Genomic DNA, 18601 nt, shown 5'->3' with positions numbered 1-18601 from the left:
ATACAGAGATCTAATTACGCATCATGGAAAACGCAAGAAGCGCCTTCTTCTGGCGTTGTCATTACTTGGCGTAAACCATTAAATAACTCACGGCCCATAGCTTCACGATCTTCCGTTAAGTCTTTAACGGTCACAACACGTTTAGCTAACTCTTCTTCACTTACATGAAGTTGAACTATATTTTTGTCTGCGTTGATTTCGATAATATCGCCATTTTGTACTTTCGCGATTAAGCCGCCATCTAATGCTTCTGGATATAAATGAATAGCAGCTGGTACTTTACCTGATGCGCCTGACATTCTACCGTCTGTCACTAAAGCTACATTAAACCCTTTGTCTTGCAATACACTTAACGGTGGCGTTAATTTATGAAGTTCTGGCATACCAACCGCTCTTGGTCCTTGATAACGAACAACAACCACACAGTCTTTATCTAAATCACCCGCTTGGAATGCTGCGTCGATATCATGTTGGCTTTCAAATACAACAGCAGGTGCTTTAACGGTTGTTTTACCTGCACGTAAAGAAGACGTTTTAATTACCGCACGGCCTAAGTTACCTGATAATGCTGATAAACCACCGTCTGCTTTAAATGGTTTTTCTATGGTTGCTAGCACTTCATCATCTAATGATTTAGTTGGACCATCAACCCACATTAATTTGCCGTCACGTACAACAGGCTCTTGGGTATATTTATCTAGGCCTTCACCACAAATCGTCATTACATCATTATGCAATAAACCACCACGTAGCAATTCTTTGATCAAATATGCCATGCCGCCGGCAGCTTGGAAGTGGTTAATATCCGCTTGACCATTTGGATAGATCTTAGCTAATAAAGGAGTAACTGAAGATAATGCGTCAAAGTCATCCCAGTTAACTAAAATACCTGCGGCTTTCGCCATCGCCACTAAATGCATAGTATGGTTAGTTGAACCACCGGTTGCTAATAAACCAACAATGCCGTTTACCACTGCTTTTTCATCAATAATATGACCAATTGGACGGTACTCTGTACCTAAGTCTGTAATACGAGTGGCTTGTACTGATGCTGCGTCCGTTAATGCGTCACGTAATTCTGTGCCCGGATTAACAAATGATGAACCTGGCAAATGCAGACCCATAATTTCAACAACTAATTGATTAGAGTTAGCCGTTCCGTAAAACGTACAAGTACCAGCTGAATGATATGATTTAGATTCAGACTCTAATAACTCGTCACGACCAACTTTACCTTGAGCGTACAATTGACGAATACGAGCTTTTTCTTTATTTGGAATACCAGACTCCATTGGGCCTGCAGGAATAAATACAAATGGTAAATGACCAAATGTTAATGCCGACATGACGAGTCCTGGGACAATCTTGTCACAAATACCCAACATAACGCCGCTATCAAACATGTTATGAGATAGACCAATTGCAGTACTCATTGCAATAACGTCACGGCTCATTAAGCTTAAATCCATGCCCGGTTGGCCTTGGGTAACACCGTCACACATAGCCGGTACGCCGCCAGCAAACTGAGCAACTGAACCTACGTTTTCAACGGCTTTTTTAATTTTTGCTGGATAAACTTCATAAGGTTGGTGTGCAGATAACATATCGTTATATGAAGAAATGATGCCAACGTTAGCTTTAGTAAGTTGAGTTAAATCCGATTTTTCTTGTGGGCTACATGCTGCAAAGCCATGTGCTAAATTACCGCAAGAAAGTACGCCACGATGTGGGCCTTTTAAACGTGCTTTTTCGATTTTAGCTAAATAAGCAGCACGCGTTTTTTTACTGCGTTCAATTATTGTATTTGTAACTTCTTGTATTACTGAATTCATTACTTTCTCCAAACTAAATCAAGTTATTTTGTTGTGGCTAACATTACTGACATAGGCACATTTGACTGATTTAGAAACGCTCGTATTGGCGCTTGTTTCTCGTCGCTGCCTGCGGCAACGTCTAATAATACGGCTTCTTTACTTTCACCTACTAAATGCAGATATAACTGTTTTGAATTTAACAAAGCAGTCTTAGTAAAGGTCATTCTTTGATGAGGTGCAGTTGTTGGCTCTGTGGCCATAATGTCTTTATTGGTGGTTAATGCTTCTTCTAATTGAGCACAACAAGGGAAAATAGACGCTGTGTGACCGTCTTCCCCCATACCAAGAATAACGACATCAAACGGACGTTTAACCTCTTTAAATTTATCACTTACCGCAGACTCTGCATCAAAGGCATTGTCATGTTCTGTTTTCATTCCAATAAAATTAGCGGCACTGGCTTTGTTGATCAATAACGCTTCATTTACCATAGCTTCGTTAGAAGCCGGATCAGTCAGGTCAACCCAACGGTCGTCAACTAATGCGATGTTGACTTTATTCCACTCAATGTCTTTGTTACTTAACATTAAAAACATAGGTTTTGGTGTGTTACCACCAGACACTAATAAAGAGGCGCTGCCATTTTGATTAATACCGGCTTGAAGTTTGTCGGCTATTTCTTGAGAAAACGCTTCATTTAATAACGTAGAGTTCTCGAATTTATTTACTTGTGCTTTCATATTTGGTCCGTTGCTTTTTAAATTGCTAACTACTTTTAAAAAAGTAAAGTGCGAGCCGTGAGAGGCTTATTCATCCCACTCACGTTCATCTCTAGCTAACATGGCAATTGACGCAACAGGCCCCCAAGAACCAGCTGAGTATGGCTTTGGTAATTCATTTGAGCTATTCCAAGAGTCTAAGATCCCATCAACCCAAGTCCATGCGGTTTCAACTTCATCACGACGAACAAACAAAGATTGATTACCTAACATTGCTTCTAGAATTAATCGTTCGTATGCGTCGGCAATACGTGCTGTTTTAAAGGTATCTGAAAAACTTAAATCTAGCTTAGTTTGTTGTAAGTCCATTTGCTCACCTAATCCAGGTACTTTATTCAATAAATGAATTTCAATACCTTCATCCGGTTGAAGACGAATGATCAACTTGTTAGCTGGTAAATTTTGATAAGTATCTTTAAAGATGTTGTGTGGTAACTTTTTAAAGTGAACCGCAATTTCAGTTCCTTTAACTGGCAAGCGTTTACCTGTACGTAAGTAGAATGGTACCCCTGCCCAACGCCAGTTATCAATATCGACGCGGATAGAAGCAAAGGTTTCCGTTTTACTTTCAGTATTGGCACCTTCTTCTTCCAAATAGCCAGGTACAGACTTACCATTTACAAAACCAGACGTGTATTGACCACGAACTGTTTTTTGTTGATAGTTTTGTTCTGTTATTGGACGTAAGGCTTTTAATACTTTTAATTTTTCATCACGAATACTGTCGGCACTCACATCAACCGGTGGTTCCATCGCTAACAATGATAAAATTTGTAATAAGTGATTTTGTACCATGTCACGCATTTGGCCTGCGTCATCGTAATAACCCCAACGCCCTTCTACACCAACTTCTTCAGCAACGGTAATTTGAACATGATCAATACATTCGTGATCCCAGTTGTTGGTGAAAATGGCATTAGCAAAACGAAGAACCAACAGGTTTAAAACGGTTTCTTTACCTAAATAATGGTCAATACGATAAATTTGGTTTTCGTTAAAGTATTCTGCAATTTTGTCATTGATGACTTTTGAAGACTCTAAACAATGTCCAATTGGCTTTTCAACCACAACACGGGTTTCATCAACCACTAGGCCAGCGTAGTTTAATCCGCTACAGATATCACCAAAAACAGACGGTGGTGTCGAAAAGTAATTCACCATTGTTCTGCTTTCTAAATCAACTAATTCTGCAATCCCTTTATAATCTTCAGGGTTGGTCATATCGACCTGACAGTAACTTAATCTATTAATAAACTTTTCTTTAGCCGCTTCATTTAGGTCTTCTTTAATAAAACGTTCTAAACTTTCAACAACCGCTGCTTTGTACTCTTCGTCACTAGAAGCTTGACGGGCAACACCGATTACTTTGGTATCTTCAGCAAGTAACCCAGCTAACTCTAATTGATACAACGAAGGTAATAACTTTCGGCGTGCTAAATCACCATTAGTGCCAAACAGCACTAAATCGCATGGCTTATGACTTATATTTGTGGCCATTAGATTCTCCAATAAACAAACTTTAATGATTAAGATGTAATTTAACTACATGTTTCCAATGCTAACTAACTATATCGGTGCATGTAAACCTAAATTATGTAATTTTTTTACATTTTTAGTAAATTTTTAACTTATATTGTTGTTTTTAACTTGTAATTACATTCTAATGCTGAACATAACCTGTTCAAAACTCGTTATTTACTGCCCTATGCTTAAACATCAAGATTAGGGTCTTAAAATAAAAACTAAAATGATAGCCTTTTTTACCTAAAATCCGCTACATAAATAACTAAATTAATGAGTTAGCTTAGTAAAAGTTAAGGACAAAGAATGAATATTCTTGAAAAAATAAATTCTCAAATTACCACTTTCAGTAAATCTGAGAGAAAAGTTGCAGAAGTCATCATTGCAAACCCAGAACAAGCAATTCATTCAAGCATTGCAACGTTAGCAAAAGTGGCCGATGTGAGTGAACCAACGGTTAATAGGTTCTGTCGTCGTCTCGATACCAAAGGTTTTCCTGACTTTAAATTACATTTAGCACAAGGATTAGCAAATGGTACGCCTTATGTTAATCGCCATGTGGATGAAAGTGACGGTCCTGACGAATATTGCGCAAAAATATTTGAATCAACGATGGCGGCTCTTGATATCGCACACCGTAATTTAGATATTGGTCAAATTAATCGTGCTGTTGATATATTAACTCAAGCTAAAAAAATATCGTTTTTTGGTTTAGGTGCATCGGCTTCTGTTGCTCAAGATGCACTTAATAAGTTTTTCCGTTTTAATGTTCCGGTAAACTGTTTTGAAGATATCGTTATGCAACGCATGAGCTGTATGAATAGTACTGACGGCGATGTTGTTGTTATCTTTTCCCATACCGGTCGTACTAAGCCATTGGTTGAGATTGCTCAAATAGCCCGCCAAAATGACGCTACCGTCATCGGCTTAACCGCTAAAGACAGTCCACTTGGTAAAGAATGTAATATGTGTATTAGCTCTGATGTACCTGAAGATACTGACTTGTATATGCCAATGGCATCGCGTATTGCACAGCTAGTCCTTGTCGATATATTAGCGACAGGTTTCACTTTACGTCGTGGCCCCAAATTTAGAGATAACTTGAAAAAGGTAAAAGATTCATTAAGACCGTCTCGTTTCGAAAAGAAAGAAAGCCTAAGTTAAGGTTTATTTTTTTGGATTATCGCAAGGTCGATAAAATGAAAGTTAAACAAAACCATATGTAATAAAAAAAGCAGCGGGAGCTGCTTTTTTGCATTATTACGTTAAGAATTAACCAATTTAATAAAATTAGTCCTTGTAATTTTATTAAATTGTCTCAAAATGTAATTAAATTACAAAGTGTAAAACCCAAACGGAGTTTATAGTCGTCATGTCGAACATATTGAGAAGAACAAAAATAGTATCCACCTTAGGTCCCGCAACGGACAAAGATGACGTTTTAGAGCAAATTATAAAAAGCGGCGTTAATGTCGTTCGCATGAACTTCTCTCATGGTTCTGCTCAAGATCATATAGACCGCGCGACTCGAGTTCGTGAAACCGCTAAAAAATTAAATACGTATGTTGCTATTTTAGGCGACTTACAAGGACCTAAAATTCGTGTTGCACGCTTTAAAGACACTAAAATCCATTTGTCAGTTGGTGACAAATTCATTCTAGATGCTGAGTTAGGTCGTGATGAAGGTGATCAACATCAAGTTGGAATCGATTATAAAGAATTACCAAATGACGTTAACAAAGGCGATGTACTTTTATTAGATGATGGTCGTGTACAATTATTAGTTTTGTCTGTATCTGGTTCAAAGGTATTTACGGAAGTAACAGTTGCAGGTCCTTTATCAAACAACAAAGGTATCAATCGTAAAGGCGGTGGCTTAACAGCACCAGCACTTACTGATAAAGATAAAGCCGATATATTAACGGCTGCTGAAATAGGAGTTGAATTCCTTGCTGTTTCTTTCCCGCGTTCAGGTGCAGATTTAGATTACGCTCGTTCTTTGGCTCATGAAGCTGGTTTTAAGCCTCTTATTGTTGCCAAGGTTGAACGTGCTGAAACCGTTGCAACTGATGCAGCTATTGACGATATTGTTCAAGCATCTGATGTGATCATGGTTGCTCGTGGTGACTTAGGGGTTGAAATTGGTGATGCTGAGTTAGTCGGTGTTCAAAAGAAATTGATTGCACGTTCTCGCCAGCTTAATAAAGCCGTTATTACTGCAACTCAAATGATGGAATCGATGATAACAAGTCCAATGCCAACTCGTGCAGAAGTTATGGATGTTTCAAATGCCGTATTAGATGGTACCGATGCAGTAATGTTATCGGCTGAAACAGCCGCAGGTGATTTCCCGATCGAAACGGTTCAAGCAATGGCAAACGTATGTCGTGGTGCTGAAAAACACCCTACTGCCCAAGTATCAAAACACAGAATGGAAAAAGTGTTTGATAATGTATCGGAAGCAATTGCAATGTCTGCTATGTACGCAGCTAATCATATGCAAGGGGTAAAAGCGATTGTGACGTTAACTGAGTCAGGTGGTACTGCTAAGTTGTTATCACGTATCAGTTCTTCGTTACCAATATTTGCATTATCACGCCATGAAAAAACCCTAAACGTTAGTGCTATGTATCGTGGTGTTTATCCAGTGTTTTTTGACAGCACATTAACCACTGACGACTCTAGAGAAGCTTTAAACACGTTAGTTGAATTAGGTCGTTTGAATAAAGGTGATTTAGTTATCGTTACACATGGCGATACGATGGAAACTGTTGGAGCAACCAATACAGTTAAGATCCTAACTGTTTAATAACTTAACTCAGTATCATCAAAAAAGCCGATGTGAATAACATCGGCTTTTTTTATGTTTTTTTCTAACTGAGTATTAATCTTCAAACTCAGCGTTATGATAAACTTCTTGTACGTCTTCACAATCATTTAGCATATCAATAAACTTCTCAAACATTGCAACATCGTCGCCCGTTATTGTTGTCATTGTGGTCGGTACCCAAGAGATATCTTCAACATCAAACTCGATATTTTCATATTCAGCCTGCAATGCTGTTTTAACGTTGTAGAATTCAGTATGAGGCGCGTAAACCGTAATCTTGCCATCTTCTACTTCAACATCCGTTACATCAACGTCAGCCATCATTAACGCTTCTAACACCGCTTCATCATCATCACCGTCAAAAACAAATACAGCTAAATGATCAAACATGTGTGCCGCTGAACCTTGTGCACCAATTTTAGAGTTGGTTTTAGTAAAACAGTTACGCACTTCCATAATGGTACGGTTGTTGTTGTCGGTTAGGCAATCAACAATAACCATACAACTACCGGGACCAAAACCTTCATAACGAGCCGGAGAATAATCTTCGCCGCCACCGCCAGCGGCTTTGTCTAAAGCGTTTTTAATAACATGAGCAGGTACTTGATCTTTTTTAGCACGATCCATCAAACTACGTAATGCTAAGTTACCGTCAGGATCACTTCCACCGTTTTTAGCAACTACGTAAATTTCTTTACCGTATTTAGAATACACTTTAGTTTTAGCGTTGGCTGTTTTAGCCATGGAGTCTTTACGGTTTTGATATGCTCTGCCCATCTCAATCTCTTCTTTAATGTACTAACCTAAAAACGTCAGTGAAAACCCACATGGTTACTGACATTCTCTTAAATAATAGGCGGTTAAATTAATCTATTTTGACAAAAATTTAAATCTAATTGTGTCATTATTTTGTAAACACAACTGATTTAATCACTAATTGTTCTATTCTTGTACAACAACGATTTTATATTGCTCACCAGCAAGTGTAACTACATCACCGTCTCTTACTTTTTTGCGGGTTTGCATCGCCACTTTGCCATTAACACGAACTTGACCATCAGCGATGACAAGTTTGGCGTGACCACCACTTTCAACTAAATTTTCAAATTTAAGAAATTTATTTAATTCGATGTATTCAGTTGTGATCTCAACTAAGTTTATTTGGCTCATTAGGATTCCATGAAAAAGTAAAGTTATTGAATAACGCTGATTTATTTTAAATCAATATAAAGTTTGATTATACAGATAACCGTTTTATGTTTTTGATTTATTATGAAATAAGAGGAGTGTATTTATTAATAGAAGAAGTTTGGAGCGAGTAACGAGGCTCGAACTCGTGACCTATACCTTGGCAAGGTATCGCTCTACCAGCTGAGCTATACTCGCATCACATATATTAATAACTACTGGTATGTTGTTATTAAATTGTCCCATCAAAAGAGATGGTGCCCGGGGACGGACTTGAACCGTCACGCTCTGTGAGCGAGGGATTTTAAATCCCTTGTGTCTACCGATTCCACCACCCGGGCTAACAGGAAGTTTTTTTTATAGTTGGTATCGTAAACCAACTTTGCCAAACAATGTTTGGAGCGAGTAACGAGGCTCGAACTCGTGACCTATACCTTGGCAAGGTATCGCTCTACCAGCTGAGCTATACTCGCAATAACAAGTTGTATCAAGTGTGTTCACCAAAACCCAAATAAAATTTGGAGCGAGTAACGAGGCTCGAACTCGTGACCTATACCTTGGCAAGGTATCGCTCTACCAGCTGAGCTATACTCGCAAATTGGTGCCCGGGGACGGACTTGAACCGTCACGCTCTATGAGCGAGGGATTTTAAATCCCTTGTGTCTACCGATTCCACCACCCGGGCAAACACTTTTTTGTACTTCAGAAATCATATGGAGGCGGGTCCCGGAGTCGAACCGAGGTCCACGGATTTGCAATCCGCTGCATAGCCACTCTGCCAACCCGCCCTATATTGATGTCTTATAAAAACAGCCAAGAACGTTAATATAAAACAATCAAAATTTTGGAGCGAGTAACGAGGCTCGAACTCGTGACCTATACCTTGGCAAGGTATCGCTCTACCAGCTGAGCTATACTCGCAAAATTTGATTTCGTCGTTGTCTCTGTGACAACGGGGGGCATTCTACCTTTCTACCTTTGGGAGTCAACATCAAATTTAAATAAAAATGAAATTTTCATACTGTTTGATGATTTTTTAGCTCACACGGTTAAAAATCAATCTTTTTTACCAGAAATATATGGCCATGCCGCTTTAAAATATATTAATAATGACCAAATAGTTAATGCCGTAGCCGAATATAAAAATATATAAGTGGCAATATCCAATAATGGACCTAATAACCAGCCTTCAAATACCCAATATTCATTTGGACGCCACAACAAGCCCATCAAGGCTAACATTTGTACCGCGGTTTTATATTTACCTACCGTACTAACGGCCACGTCAGCCCTATTCCCCATTTCAGCCATCCATTCTCTAAGTGCAGAAATGGCTAATTCACGACCAACTATGATAATGGCAGGGATAGTTACCCAGGGATTGGAATAATCATCCACAACAACAATAAAGGCCACAGCAACCATTACTTTATCTGCAACGGGGTCAAAGAATGCCCCAAACGGTGTAGATTGGTCTAACTTACGTGCTAAATACCCGTCGAGTGCATCGGTAATCGAAGCCACCCAAAAAACAGCAAAAGTCACAAAGTACTTCCATGGATAGATCTCCACTGGTAAATAATAGAAATAAACCATTACTGGGATTAAAAAAATACGAAAAGAGGTGAGTATGTTTGGAATATTCCACATAAATTAAAAACTACTTATAATTATGAACGCAAATGAATGATGCCTATTTAATCTTTATCATGCAAGAAAGCATGTATCTCTAACGCTAATTGTTTACTAATTCCTGGTACCTTAGAAATTTGTTCAGCAGTAGCCGATTTTAGACCTTGTAATCCGCCAAAGTTTTTTAATAACATTTGACGTCGTTTAGCACCAATACCGGGCACATCTTGCAATATTGATGTTGTTTTAGCTTTTCCACGCTTCGCTCTGTGTCCCGTGATGGCAAATCGATGTGATTCATCACGAATAAACTGAATTAAATGTAATGCCGGCGATGCTTTCGGCATATGTACTTCTACGTCGCCACCATTCATAAATAAAGTTTCTAATCCGGGTTTTCTGCCCTCCCCTTTGGCAATACCTACAATCACAGGTGCTTTTTCTAGCGGCCAATCAGCAAAAAAGCTTTCGGCTTTATTTAATTGCCCTTTACCACCATCAATAAATAAAATATCGGGGACTTTATTTACGTCGGTGACTTTGGAGTATCGTTTTTCTAATGCAAATGCCATAGCTCCATAATCGTCACCACCTTTAACGCCTTTGACGTTATAACGTCTGTACTCTGATTTAACCGGCCCTTCTGGACCAAAGACAACACAAGATGCGATTGGGTATTCACCAAACGTATGACTGATATCAAAACATTCCATACGTTCGATTTTAGGTAGTTTTAAAAACTCCGACAATTCTTTGTATTTTGAACTCATGGCTCTGCCATCTGCCAATTTAGTGGCTAAGTCTATATCTGCATTTTTTTGTGCTAATTGATAATATTTGTACTTTTCACCACGTTGAGCGGTAATTAACTTAACTTTATTGCCTCGTTCTAACTCTATAGCTTGCTCTAACTCAGGTAAATTTTCAGTTAATTCCGGTACTACTATGGTTTTAGGTATATTCTGCCCACCAACACCATTTAAATAAAACTGCATAATAAATGACGTTATGATCTCACTTGGTTCAGAATTGGTCGGCACTTTAGGTGAATAGTTTTTACTGCCTAATACTTTTTGATCGCGGATATACAATACATGAACTGAGGCTAACCCTTTGTTACTAGAGAATGCTAAAACATCTATCTCTTCAATTGCCCCACTAACATTTTGTTGTTCGGTCACTTTTTGCAACGTTGAGATTTGATCTCGATAAAAAGCGGCTTCTTCAAACATTAATTGTTCGCTGGCTTTTTCCATTTTAGTAATAATCTGTGCAATAACGTCTTGGCTTTTACCCGTTAAAAACTGTTTTACTAAGTTAACCTGTTCATTGTAATTGTCATCCGTTACATACCCTTTGATACATGGGGCTGAACATCGTTTTAATTGATGCTGTAAACAAGGCCTAGAGCGGGCTTTATAAAATGTATCTTCACACTGACGGACCGGAAAGACTTTTTGCATAATGCGTAAACTTTCCCACACGGCTCCTGCACTTGGAAATGGACCAAAGTATTCACCTTTATGCCTCTTAGGCCCACGGTGCATAGTTACTCTGGGATGTTTATGCTCCGTCACTAAGATATACGGGTAAGATTTATCGTCTCGTAACAGTATGTTGTATTTAGGTTGGTATTCTTTAATTAAGTTATTTTCAAGGATTAGTGCTTCAGTTTCTGAACCGGTAACAATAATTTCTACCGATACAATTTGTGCAACTAGCGCCTTAGTTTTAGCGCTATTCACTTCTTTTTCTAAAGTAACTTGATAGTCTATTTTTTAAATTTTTCGCTTTACCTACATAAATAACCGTATTGGTGTCGTCGTACATTCGATACACACCGGGTTTAGAGGTAACCGTTTTTAAAAAGGATTGGGAGTCGAACGAGGTAGTTTTCATTTTAACCGTTTTGGATAATTTATAGCTTATCCATATCTAACATGCCGTATCGAATCGCCATGTGAGTTAGTTCAACATCATTGCATATATTTAATTTTTCAAACATGCGGTAACGGTAACTATTAATGGTTTTAGAGCTTAGACTAAGTTGTTCAGCAATATTTTGTACTTTTTCACCTTTGGTGATCATTAACATGATTTGCAATTCACGTTCTGATAATGAATCAAAAGGTTTATCATCTTTTACACCATTAAATTGGTTCAAAGCTATTTGTTGTGCGATATCTGGCGCTATATAACGTTGACCGACATTAACGGCTTTAATTGCGGTTATCATCTCGTCTGGGCCAGTCATTTTAGTTAAAAAGCCATGAGCACCTAATTGCATTACTTTGGATGGGAATGGGTCTTCGGTATGTACAGTTAATATAATAATTTTTATATCAGGACAATAACGTAGAATCTTTTTAGTGGCTTCAAGTCCACCAATCCCAGGCATGTTCATATCCATTAAAACCACGTCTGGCTCATTTGCTCGACAAAATTGAAAAGCACTTTCTCCTGTGGAACATTCACCAACTACTTTTAAGCCACGTACATCATCGACAATGCGTTTAATGCCAGTTCTGACTAATTCATGGTCATCTACTAATAAAACGTTGATCAATTAAGATACTCCAAACCTAGTTATCAAAAGAAAGTAACACAATAATGTACCGTGACAAATTGCTTATTGCCACAGTTATATCTTGATTATATAACGGCATCATGTTGATTTTCTGGTGCTGCTTTTATGAATTCAGGTAATGAACGACAGTGTTTCACTATGTTGGCTATTTTCGGGTATGGCGACATATCTAATTTAAAGCGCTCTGCATTATAGACTTGTGGTACCAAACAAATATCTGCCCAAGAAACCTTGTCACCAAAACAAAATACACCAGCCGTTTTGTTTAATATTTTTTCTAAATTAGTAAAGCCAACTTGTAACCAATGAATGATCCAGTCATTTTTTTCCTGATCATTATGTTGCAATTCAGACGTTAAATACTGTAATACCCTCAAGTTGTTCAAAGGGTGAATATCACAAGCAATATCTAACGCAATTGCCCGACAGGTCATTTGTGCTTCTAATGACTCAGGCAATAAAGGTAATTGTGGATACTTTTGTTCCAAATACTCCAAAATTGCCATGGATTGATTTAATGAAAAGTCATCATCTACTAAGGTTGGAACGAGTTCATTTGGGTTTAAAGATTGATATTCAGCACTGTGTTGCTCTCCGCCATTTTTAACTAAATGGACGGATTCATGTTCACAACTTAATTGTTTTAAATTAAGCGCTATTCTTACACGATAAGCAGCAGATGAACGCCAATAACCAAACAACTTCATAATTTATACCTTAATACTTTTTTTATTTATGCCATATTCGCGCAGTTTATTAGCGATTGCGGTGTGACTTAAACCTAGCTTTTTAGCTAACAATCTAGAACTTGGGTAAGCAGGATATAACTTTCTTAACAGCCCCGCTTCGAAGCGTTTAACGGCTTGATCTAACGTCCCTTCAAATTCTTTTTCTAAATAGCCAAATTCATTAGTGTAAGTTGGCAATTCTAAGGTTTCTTTTTCAACAATATCAGCATCCAATAAACTAATAGCTCGGTAAATCGCATTTTCGATTTGACGTGTATTACCTGGCCAAGGATAGTTTTGTAAATAGTCACAGCAGCTTTTAGAAATGGTTGGCGCAGCTTTACCTAACTCATTTGAAAAACGTTGAACAAAATGTTGTGCTAACGGCAAGATATCTTGTTTACGGTCACGTAAAGGTGGAATTAAAATGCTTAATACATTTAAACGATAATATAGGTCTTCTCTAAATAACCCTTCTTGAACCATATTGGCTAAGTCTTTTTGGGTAGCGCAAATTACTCTTACATTTACATGTACTTCATTTTCGTCTGCAACACGGCGGAAGGTACCATTTTGTAAAAATCGGATCAGTTTAGTTTGTAATTCAGATGACATTTCGCCAACTTCATCTAAAAATACCGTACCACCAGCGGCTTGTTCAAAAATACCACGTTTACCGACTTCATCCGCGCCTGGATAAGCATTAGGTCCGTAACCAAATAACTCACTTTCGGCAACATTATCAGGTAATGAAGCACAACTTAATGCAAGAAAAGGATGTTCTGAACGATCACTTGCGTCATGACAAGCTCTGGCGATAAGTTCTTTACCTGTGCCCGTTTCACCTTGAATTAGTATTGGTGCATCCAATTGCGACATCTTTTTAGCTTCACGAATGACTCTGCGCATACTGGTGCTGTTGGCTAAAATGTTAACAAAGGATTCGTTATTATCATCTCTAAAGGCATTGATCTGCTGACCTAAACGAGTGTGAGATTTTAAATTTACTACCGCCCCAACTAACTGCACAACACCTTCTTCATCAGTTACGTTAATTGGTAATAAGTCGGTTACAAATTCTTCGTTATTACCGGTTAGTTTTAACGTTTGACTTAATACTTCTTTACCTTCTAACCATTTAACAAAATTAAAACCTTTTAAAAGACTTTGTAAAGGTTGACCTATGATCTCTTCTTCACTGCGGCCTAAGTCAACTAACGACGCTTGGTTAGCGGTTAAAATGTTGCCTCGATTATCAATTGAGATCACACCATCAGGCAATATTCTTAATAAGGTAACGAGTTCATTATGTTCACGTTCATAAGGTAAAAAGTTTGTAGTTTTAACGTCTGTAACGCCATCAATTCGTCTGATTGCGGCCATAACTCGTTGAAAGGATTCAAATTCAATTTGAGGAAAGGCAACATATAAACAGCGAGAGTGTTTATCAAACTCAATTCCTTTTAAATCAATATCGTATTCAACCAAATTATTTAATACTTCTTTGGCTAGACCCATACGGTCTTCACAAGCAATTTGTAAACGCATATATATTCAATGCCTTAATTGAAATTCAAATTTAAACGCGATGGATTGTAAACCTAAATTAACGGAATTGGCAGCGTTAAAATCAAGATTTGTAAACAAATAATGCCAACATAATAATTAATATTACTTTGCTGACATTAATAAAGTTAGATTTGAGTTTATGCTGCGCTTTTTGGTGGGAAGGTAGGTGGAAACAAACCAAGTTCCATGGCTTCTCTAACGTAAGACATTAAATCTTCCTTTGACAGCTCAATCAGATCAAGGACATTTTCAATTGTGTAATACAAAGGCTGCATAATATCGATACGATATGGTGTTCTAAACACATCCATTAAATTTAATCGATTTCTCATTGGAACTTCAGAAGATATTGCATATTCCGTTTCACCCGGTGATGACAAAATACCGCCACCGTAGATCCGCAATTGGTTACCTTTTTTAATTAAACCGAACTCAACGGTAAACCAATATAAACGAGCTAAATACACACGTTCTTCTTTTGTTGCCGCCAAACCTAATTGGCCATACTTATGCGTAAATTCAGAGAACGCGGGATTAGTTAACATAGCACAATGCCCAAATATTTCATGAAAAATGTCTGGTTCTTGTAAATAATCAAAATGTTCTCTTGTTCTTATAAACGTTGCTACCGGAAATTTTTTCTCCGATAACAATTTGAAGAAGGATTCAAAATTGATTAACGCCGGTACTTCAGCACACTGCCAACCGGTTGTCTCTAATAATACTTTGCTTACTTCATGCAATTGAGGAATGCGATCTAGAGGCAAATTTAGTTTATCTAAACCGTCAAAAAACTCATCACAGGCTTTACCTTTAATACATTCCAATTGACGTGTTATTAGCTCATGCCAAATTTTATTTTCGTCATCACTCCAATGGATGTTGCCATGTTCATCGGATTGTTTTGATATATAAGTAGATGTTTTGCTCATTTTAATGCCTAAGCTGTATTAACAGTTATTTAGTTATTTTTAGTGTTCAAGTTTTCTATTGTTGCAAAAGCGTGTTCTAAATCTGCAATAATGTCGTCTGTATGTTCTAGACCAATAGAGACTCTAATTAATCCATCACCGATACCTGCGGCTAACCGCTCTTCTTGCGTATAAGGTGAGTGAGTCATCGAAGCAGGATGTTGTATTAATGACTCTGCATCACCAAGGCTTACGGCTAAAGAAAATAAGTTGGTTGAATTAATAAACTTTCTTCCTGCATCAAGATCTCCATTTATTTCAAAACCGATTACGCCGCCAGCACCACGCATTTGCGAGGATAAGTATTTATGCCCTTGATGTTCTTGTAGGCCAGGATAAAAAACGTCTTTCACCATAGGGTGTCGATTTAAGTATTCAGCGACGGTTTGAGCGCTTTTACAGTGACGCTCCATTCTGACCGATAAAGTTTTTAGGCCTCTTAAAATTAACCAAGCATCATGCGGGCTTATGGTGCCGCCAATGTCTTTAAGAATAGTTGATTTAATGATGCCAATATTTTCTTTAGACGACACTATAATGCCCGCAACCACATCGCCATGACCATTGAGGTACTTAGTCGCACTATGAATAATGATATCGATGCCAAAATCCACAGGGGTCTGCAAAATTGGAGACATGAACGTATTATCTACAACAGATAACACACCGTGTTTTTGACAAAAATCACCTATCATTTGTAGGTCTAATACCACTAGGTTTGGATTGATTGGCGTTTCTGCGAACAGCAGTTTTGTATTAGGTTTTAATGCCGCTGATAATTGACTTTCATCCGTCATATCAACAAACGTGACGTCAATACCAAACTTTTTAAATTGATGATTAAACAATGCAAATGAACAGCCATATATGGCCTTAGAAACTATGACATGATCACCCGCTTCTACAAAACTTAACACGGCACCAGAAACAGCAGCCATTCCAGTCGCTGTCGCCGCAGCATCTTCCATTTTTTCCAAAGCGGCCATTTTTAACTCAAGTTCACGAGTGGTTGGATTGCCTAAGCGGGTATAGATATACCCTTCTTCTTCACCTGCAAATCTTGCGGCTCCTTGTTCTGCACTATCAAATACAAAAGTGGATGTTTGATATAAAGGAGTCGTTAATGCCCCTTTATGGTCACCTTTGGTTTTACCAGCGTGAATACATAAGGTCTCTTGGTTTAGCGATTTATTATTATTTTTTATAATGCTCATTTAACACTCAATATTTACAAAGTTAATGGACAGATATTAAATTTCAGACCGTTAACTTTTTGCTATATCTCAATTAGAGCGCACTTTGCATAATTTTCTCTAGAGTTAATAATCTAAAACCGCTAATAAGTTTATTAGAGCTGTCAATTTTTCTATACAAAGGAACTGGCAAACGCTTATTCATTAACAAAGTTGTTTATAATTTAAGCGGCATATTGAATGGGGAATTTCAGGCATAAAAAAAATGACCCTAAAGGTCATTTTTTTTATAGTTTGGTTAAGTTATAGCTTATTGATTTCTCGAGTTAACGTATATTCATTTGACGTAACGTAACCTTCCATATTTCTTACTCTTTTTTCAATCGTGTCAAATTGACGAGCAATATCTCTATATGCTTGACGAGGCGGCTCACCGGCTTGCCAAACTTTTGTTTTAACTTCTACCGTTCTATCGATATCTTGCTCTGCGTTAAAACGATTCCAATGTTCTTTTAATCCGCCTTTCACTTTTTCAAAAGTGCTACTTGGCTTTTTATCTAAGATAAACCAACCAGCAATGTAAGCCACTAAGAAAAAGCCGCCAGATAAAACCAAACCACTAAACCAAATAATTCGAACTAACCATGGTTCAGTGCCTGTGTATTCAGCAACACCGGCACATACCCCGCTATTTTTCCTTGTTCAGGTATCCGATTTAACTGCTTTTTTTCTGGTTTTGTCATGATATCCACCTTACGCTTTAGTGCGCCATTCTGGCGCCTCAGCGTCCAAAATAGATTCAAGAGTTTTTACTCTCTCTCCTAACAGTTCAGCTTTATGGGCTAAACTGTTTAGGTCTGCAATTTCTGATTCTGATAATCCCTGGCTAACCTGCCTTTTACTTCTGTAATGCATAATTAACCAGACTGGAGCAACAAATATTAGAAATATTATCATTGGTACAATCAAAATACCTGCAATGCCTTCCATTACATATCCCCTCTAAAATTTATTGAATTACTTCTTTTTAGTTGCTTTCGCTTTATTCGCGTTTAGCTTAGCTTTTAACGCTTCAAGTTCAGAATCAACCTTTTCCGACGTTTCTAATTCAGCAAACTCATCAGAAAGTGACTTATTTCCTAAGTCGTATGACTCAACTTCCGCTTCTAAATTATCAATTTTACGTTCGTATTGTTCAAAACGGCTAAGTGCGTCGTTAATTTTGCCACTGGCTAATTTTGATTTTACATTTATACGAGAGCTCGCTGTTTTACCACGCATCAAGATTGTTTTTTGACGTGTTTTAGCATCTTCAAGTTTGGTTTGAAGCTGTCCAATCTCATCTTGCAATCTAGCTACTTGCTCTTCTAATAAGGTTAAGTCTTTAACTAGCTGTTCAACATTCTCTTCGCTCTTCTGCTTTTCTGATAGTGCTTGACGGGCTAAGTCCTCTCGGTCTTTAGATAAAGCTAACTCAGCTTTACTTTGCCAATCAGCAGCTTCTGCTTGTAAACGTTCGATTCGTCTAACGATATCTTTTTTATCTGCAAGCGTTCTAGCTGAAGAAGAACGAACTTCTACTAACGTATCTTCCATCTCCTGAATAATCAGGCGAACCATTTTTTCAGGATCTTCTGCTTTATCTAATAAAGAATTGATATTCGCATTAACGATGTCTGCAAAACGTGAAAATATACCCATAATTATTACCTCTTAGTTTGAATTCACTTGTTATCAAGTTGTGGTAACCTTATTCAGTTATCTTGCCACAAATTAACTTAGTCGTAAC

Annotated in this window: 16 protein-coding genes, 7 tRNA genes and 1 pseudogene; 2 read left to right on the top strand and 22 right to left on the bottom strand. The window is 37.8% G+C overall.

Going from position 1 to position 18601, the window contains the following annotated elements; all coding sequences use genetic code 11:
* Window positions 1-14: 14 nt before the first annotated feature.
* The 3 genes from edd to zwf form a co-directional block, all read right to left on the bottom strand.
* The gene (gene edd, locus RT723_RS00770) at window positions 15-1832 is read right to left on the bottom strand and encodes a phosphogluconate dehydratase (RefSeq protein ID WP_315945496.1); all 1818 of its coding nucleotides are present in this window, start codon (window positions 1830-1832) and stop codon (window positions 15-17) included.
* 23 nt (window positions 1833-1855) lie between these two features.
* A complete protein-coding gene (pgl, locus tag RT723_RS00765; protein WP_216055590.1) occupies window positions 1856-2554 on the bottom strand; it encodes a 6-phosphogluconolactonase in 699 nt (232 codons plus the stop codon).
* Between the two features lie 66 nt (window positions 2555-2620).
* Entirely contained in the window at window positions 2621-4090 is a 1470-nt protein-coding gene (zwf, locus tag RT723_RS00760; protein ID WP_315945495.1) for a glucose-6-phosphate dehydrogenase, read from the bottom strand.
* A 330-nt stretch (window positions 4091-4420) separates the two neighbouring features.
* On the opposite strand from zwf, the gene RT723_RS00755 reads away from it, so the two are divergent.
* Window positions 4421-5278, top strand: a complete 858-nt coding sequence (locus tag RT723_RS00755; protein ID WP_315945494.1) for a MurR/RpiR family transcriptional regulator — start codon at window positions 4421-4423, stop codon at window positions 5276-5278.
* A 217-nt stretch (window positions 5279-5495) separates the two neighbouring features.
* Window positions 5496-6923: a pyruvate kinase gene (gene pyk / locus RT723_RS00750; protein ID WP_315945829.1), complete on the top strand. Its 1428-nt coding sequence runs from the start codon at window positions 5496-5498 to the stop codon at window positions 6921-6923.
* A 75-nt stretch (window positions 6924-6998) separates the two neighbouring features.
* Here the strand turns inward: pyk and RT723_RS00745 are convergent, their stop codons facing one another.
* The 19 genes and pseudogenes from RT723_RS00745 to pspA all read right to left on the bottom strand — a co-directional run bounded on the left by RT723_RS00745 (window position 6999) and on the right by pspA (window position 18513).
* Window positions 6999-7721 carry a YebC/PmpR family DNA-binding transcriptional regulator gene (locus RT723_RS00745; protein WP_216055587.1) on the bottom strand — a complete coding sequence of 241 codons (723 nt, stop codon included), beginning with the start codon at window positions 7719-7721 and terminating at the stop codon, window positions 6999-7001.
* Between the two features lie 165 nt (window positions 7722-7886).
* A complete protein-coding gene (locus RT723_RS00740) occupies window positions 7887-8114 on the bottom strand; it encodes an RNA-binding S4 domain-containing protein (RefSeq protein ID WP_216055586.1) in 228 nt (75 codons plus the stop codon).
* 140 nt (window positions 8115-8254) lie between these two features.
* Window positions 8255-8330 (bottom strand) — tRNA-Gly (locus tag RT723_RS00735).
* 57 nt (window positions 8331-8387) lie between these two features.
* Window positions 8388-8473: transfer RNA gene (locus RT723_RS00730), tRNA-Leu, on the bottom strand.
* A 56-nt stretch (window positions 8474-8529) separates the two neighbouring features.
* Window positions 8530-8605: transfer RNA gene (locus tag RT723_RS00725), tRNA-Gly, on the bottom strand.
* A gap of 46 nt (window positions 8606-8651) precedes the next feature.
* A tRNA-Gly gene (locus tag RT723_RS00720) sits at window positions 8652-8727 on the bottom strand.
* Between the two features lie 4 nt (window positions 8728-8731).
* Window positions 8732-8817: transfer RNA gene (locus tag RT723_RS00715), tRNA-Leu, on the bottom strand.
* Between the two features lie 29 nt (window positions 8818-8846).
* Window positions 8847-8920 (bottom strand) — tRNA-Cys (locus tag RT723_RS00710).
* Between the two features lie 57 nt (window positions 8921-8977).
* Window positions 8978-9053 (bottom strand) — tRNA-Gly (locus RT723_RS00705).
* Between the two features lie 135 nt (window positions 9054-9188).
* On the bottom strand, window positions 9189-9782 hold the full coding sequence (gene pgsA, locus RT723_RS00700; RefSeq protein ID WP_315945493.1) for a CDP-diacylglycerol--glycerol-3-phosphate 3-phosphatidyltransferase: 594 nt from the start codon (window positions 9780-9782) through the stop codon (window positions 9189-9191).
* Between the two features lie 47 nt (window positions 9783-9829).
* Window positions 9830-11663, bottom strand: a pseudogene (gene uvrC, locus RT723_RS00695) (excinuclease ABC subunit UvrC).
* A 19-nt stretch (window positions 11664-11682) separates the two neighbouring features.
* The gene (gene uvrY, locus RT723_RS00690) at window positions 11683-12330 is read right to left on the bottom strand and encodes a UvrY/SirA/GacA family response regulator transcription factor (RefSeq protein ID WP_315945492.1); all 648 of its coding nucleotides are present in this window, start codon (window positions 12328-12330) and stop codon (window positions 11683-11685) included.
* A gap of 86 nt (window positions 12331-12416) precedes the next feature.
* Window positions 12417-13058 (bottom strand): maleylacetoacetate isomerase, encoded by a 642-nt coding sequence (gene maiA, locus RT723_RS00685; protein ID WP_315945491.1) that lies wholly within the window; start codon window positions 13056-13058, stop codon window positions 12417-12419.
* A gap of 3 nt (window positions 13059-13061) precedes the next feature.
* Window positions 13062-14627 carry a transcriptional regulator TyrR gene (gene tyrR, locus RT723_RS00680; RefSeq protein WP_216055581.1) on the bottom strand — a complete coding sequence of 522 codons (1566 nt, stop codon included), beginning with the start codon at window positions 14625-14627 and terminating at the stop codon, window positions 13062-13064.
* Window positions 14628-14785: 158 nt separating this feature from the next.
* Window positions 14786-15580 carry a phenylalanine 4-monooxygenase gene (gene phhA / locus RT723_RS00675; RefSeq protein WP_216055580.1) on the bottom strand — a complete coding sequence of 265 codons (795 nt, stop codon included), beginning with the start codon at window positions 15578-15580 and terminating at the stop codon, window positions 14786-14788.
* 29 nt (window positions 15581-15609) lie between these two features.
* Window positions 15610-16833: a methionine gamma-lyase gene (megL, locus tag RT723_RS00670; RefSeq protein ID WP_315945490.1), complete on the bottom strand. Its 1224-nt coding sequence runs from the start codon at window positions 16831-16833 to the stop codon at window positions 15610-15612.
* Window positions 16834-17115: 282 nt separating this feature from the next.
* Entirely contained in the window at window positions 17116-17442 is a 327-nt protein-coding gene (locus RT723_RS00665) for an envelope stress response membrane protein PspC (protein WP_428983585.1), read from the bottom strand.
* Window positions 17443-17565: 123 nt separating this feature from the next.
* Window positions 17566-17802, bottom strand: coding sequence for an envelope stress response membrane protein PspB (pspB, locus tag RT723_RS00660; RefSeq protein WP_216055577.1), 237 nt, complete (start codon window positions 17800-17802; stop codon window positions 17566-17568).
* A gap of 27 nt (window positions 17803-17829) precedes the next feature.
* A complete protein-coding gene (gene pspA / locus RT723_RS00655) occupies window positions 17830-18513 on the bottom strand; it encodes a phage shock protein PspA (protein WP_216055576.1) in 684 nt (227 codons plus the stop codon).
* Window positions 18514-18601: the final 88 nt, after the last annotated feature.

The organism is Psychrosphaera aquimarina, assembly GCF_032461525.1.
Lineage (GTDB): Bacteria > Pseudomonadota > Gammaproteobacteria > Enterobacterales > Alteromonadaceae > Psychrosphaera > Psychrosphaera aquimarina.
The sequence above is the reverse complement of the archived record's forward strand: the minus strand, read 5'-3'. Positions and strand labels throughout refer to the sequence as shown.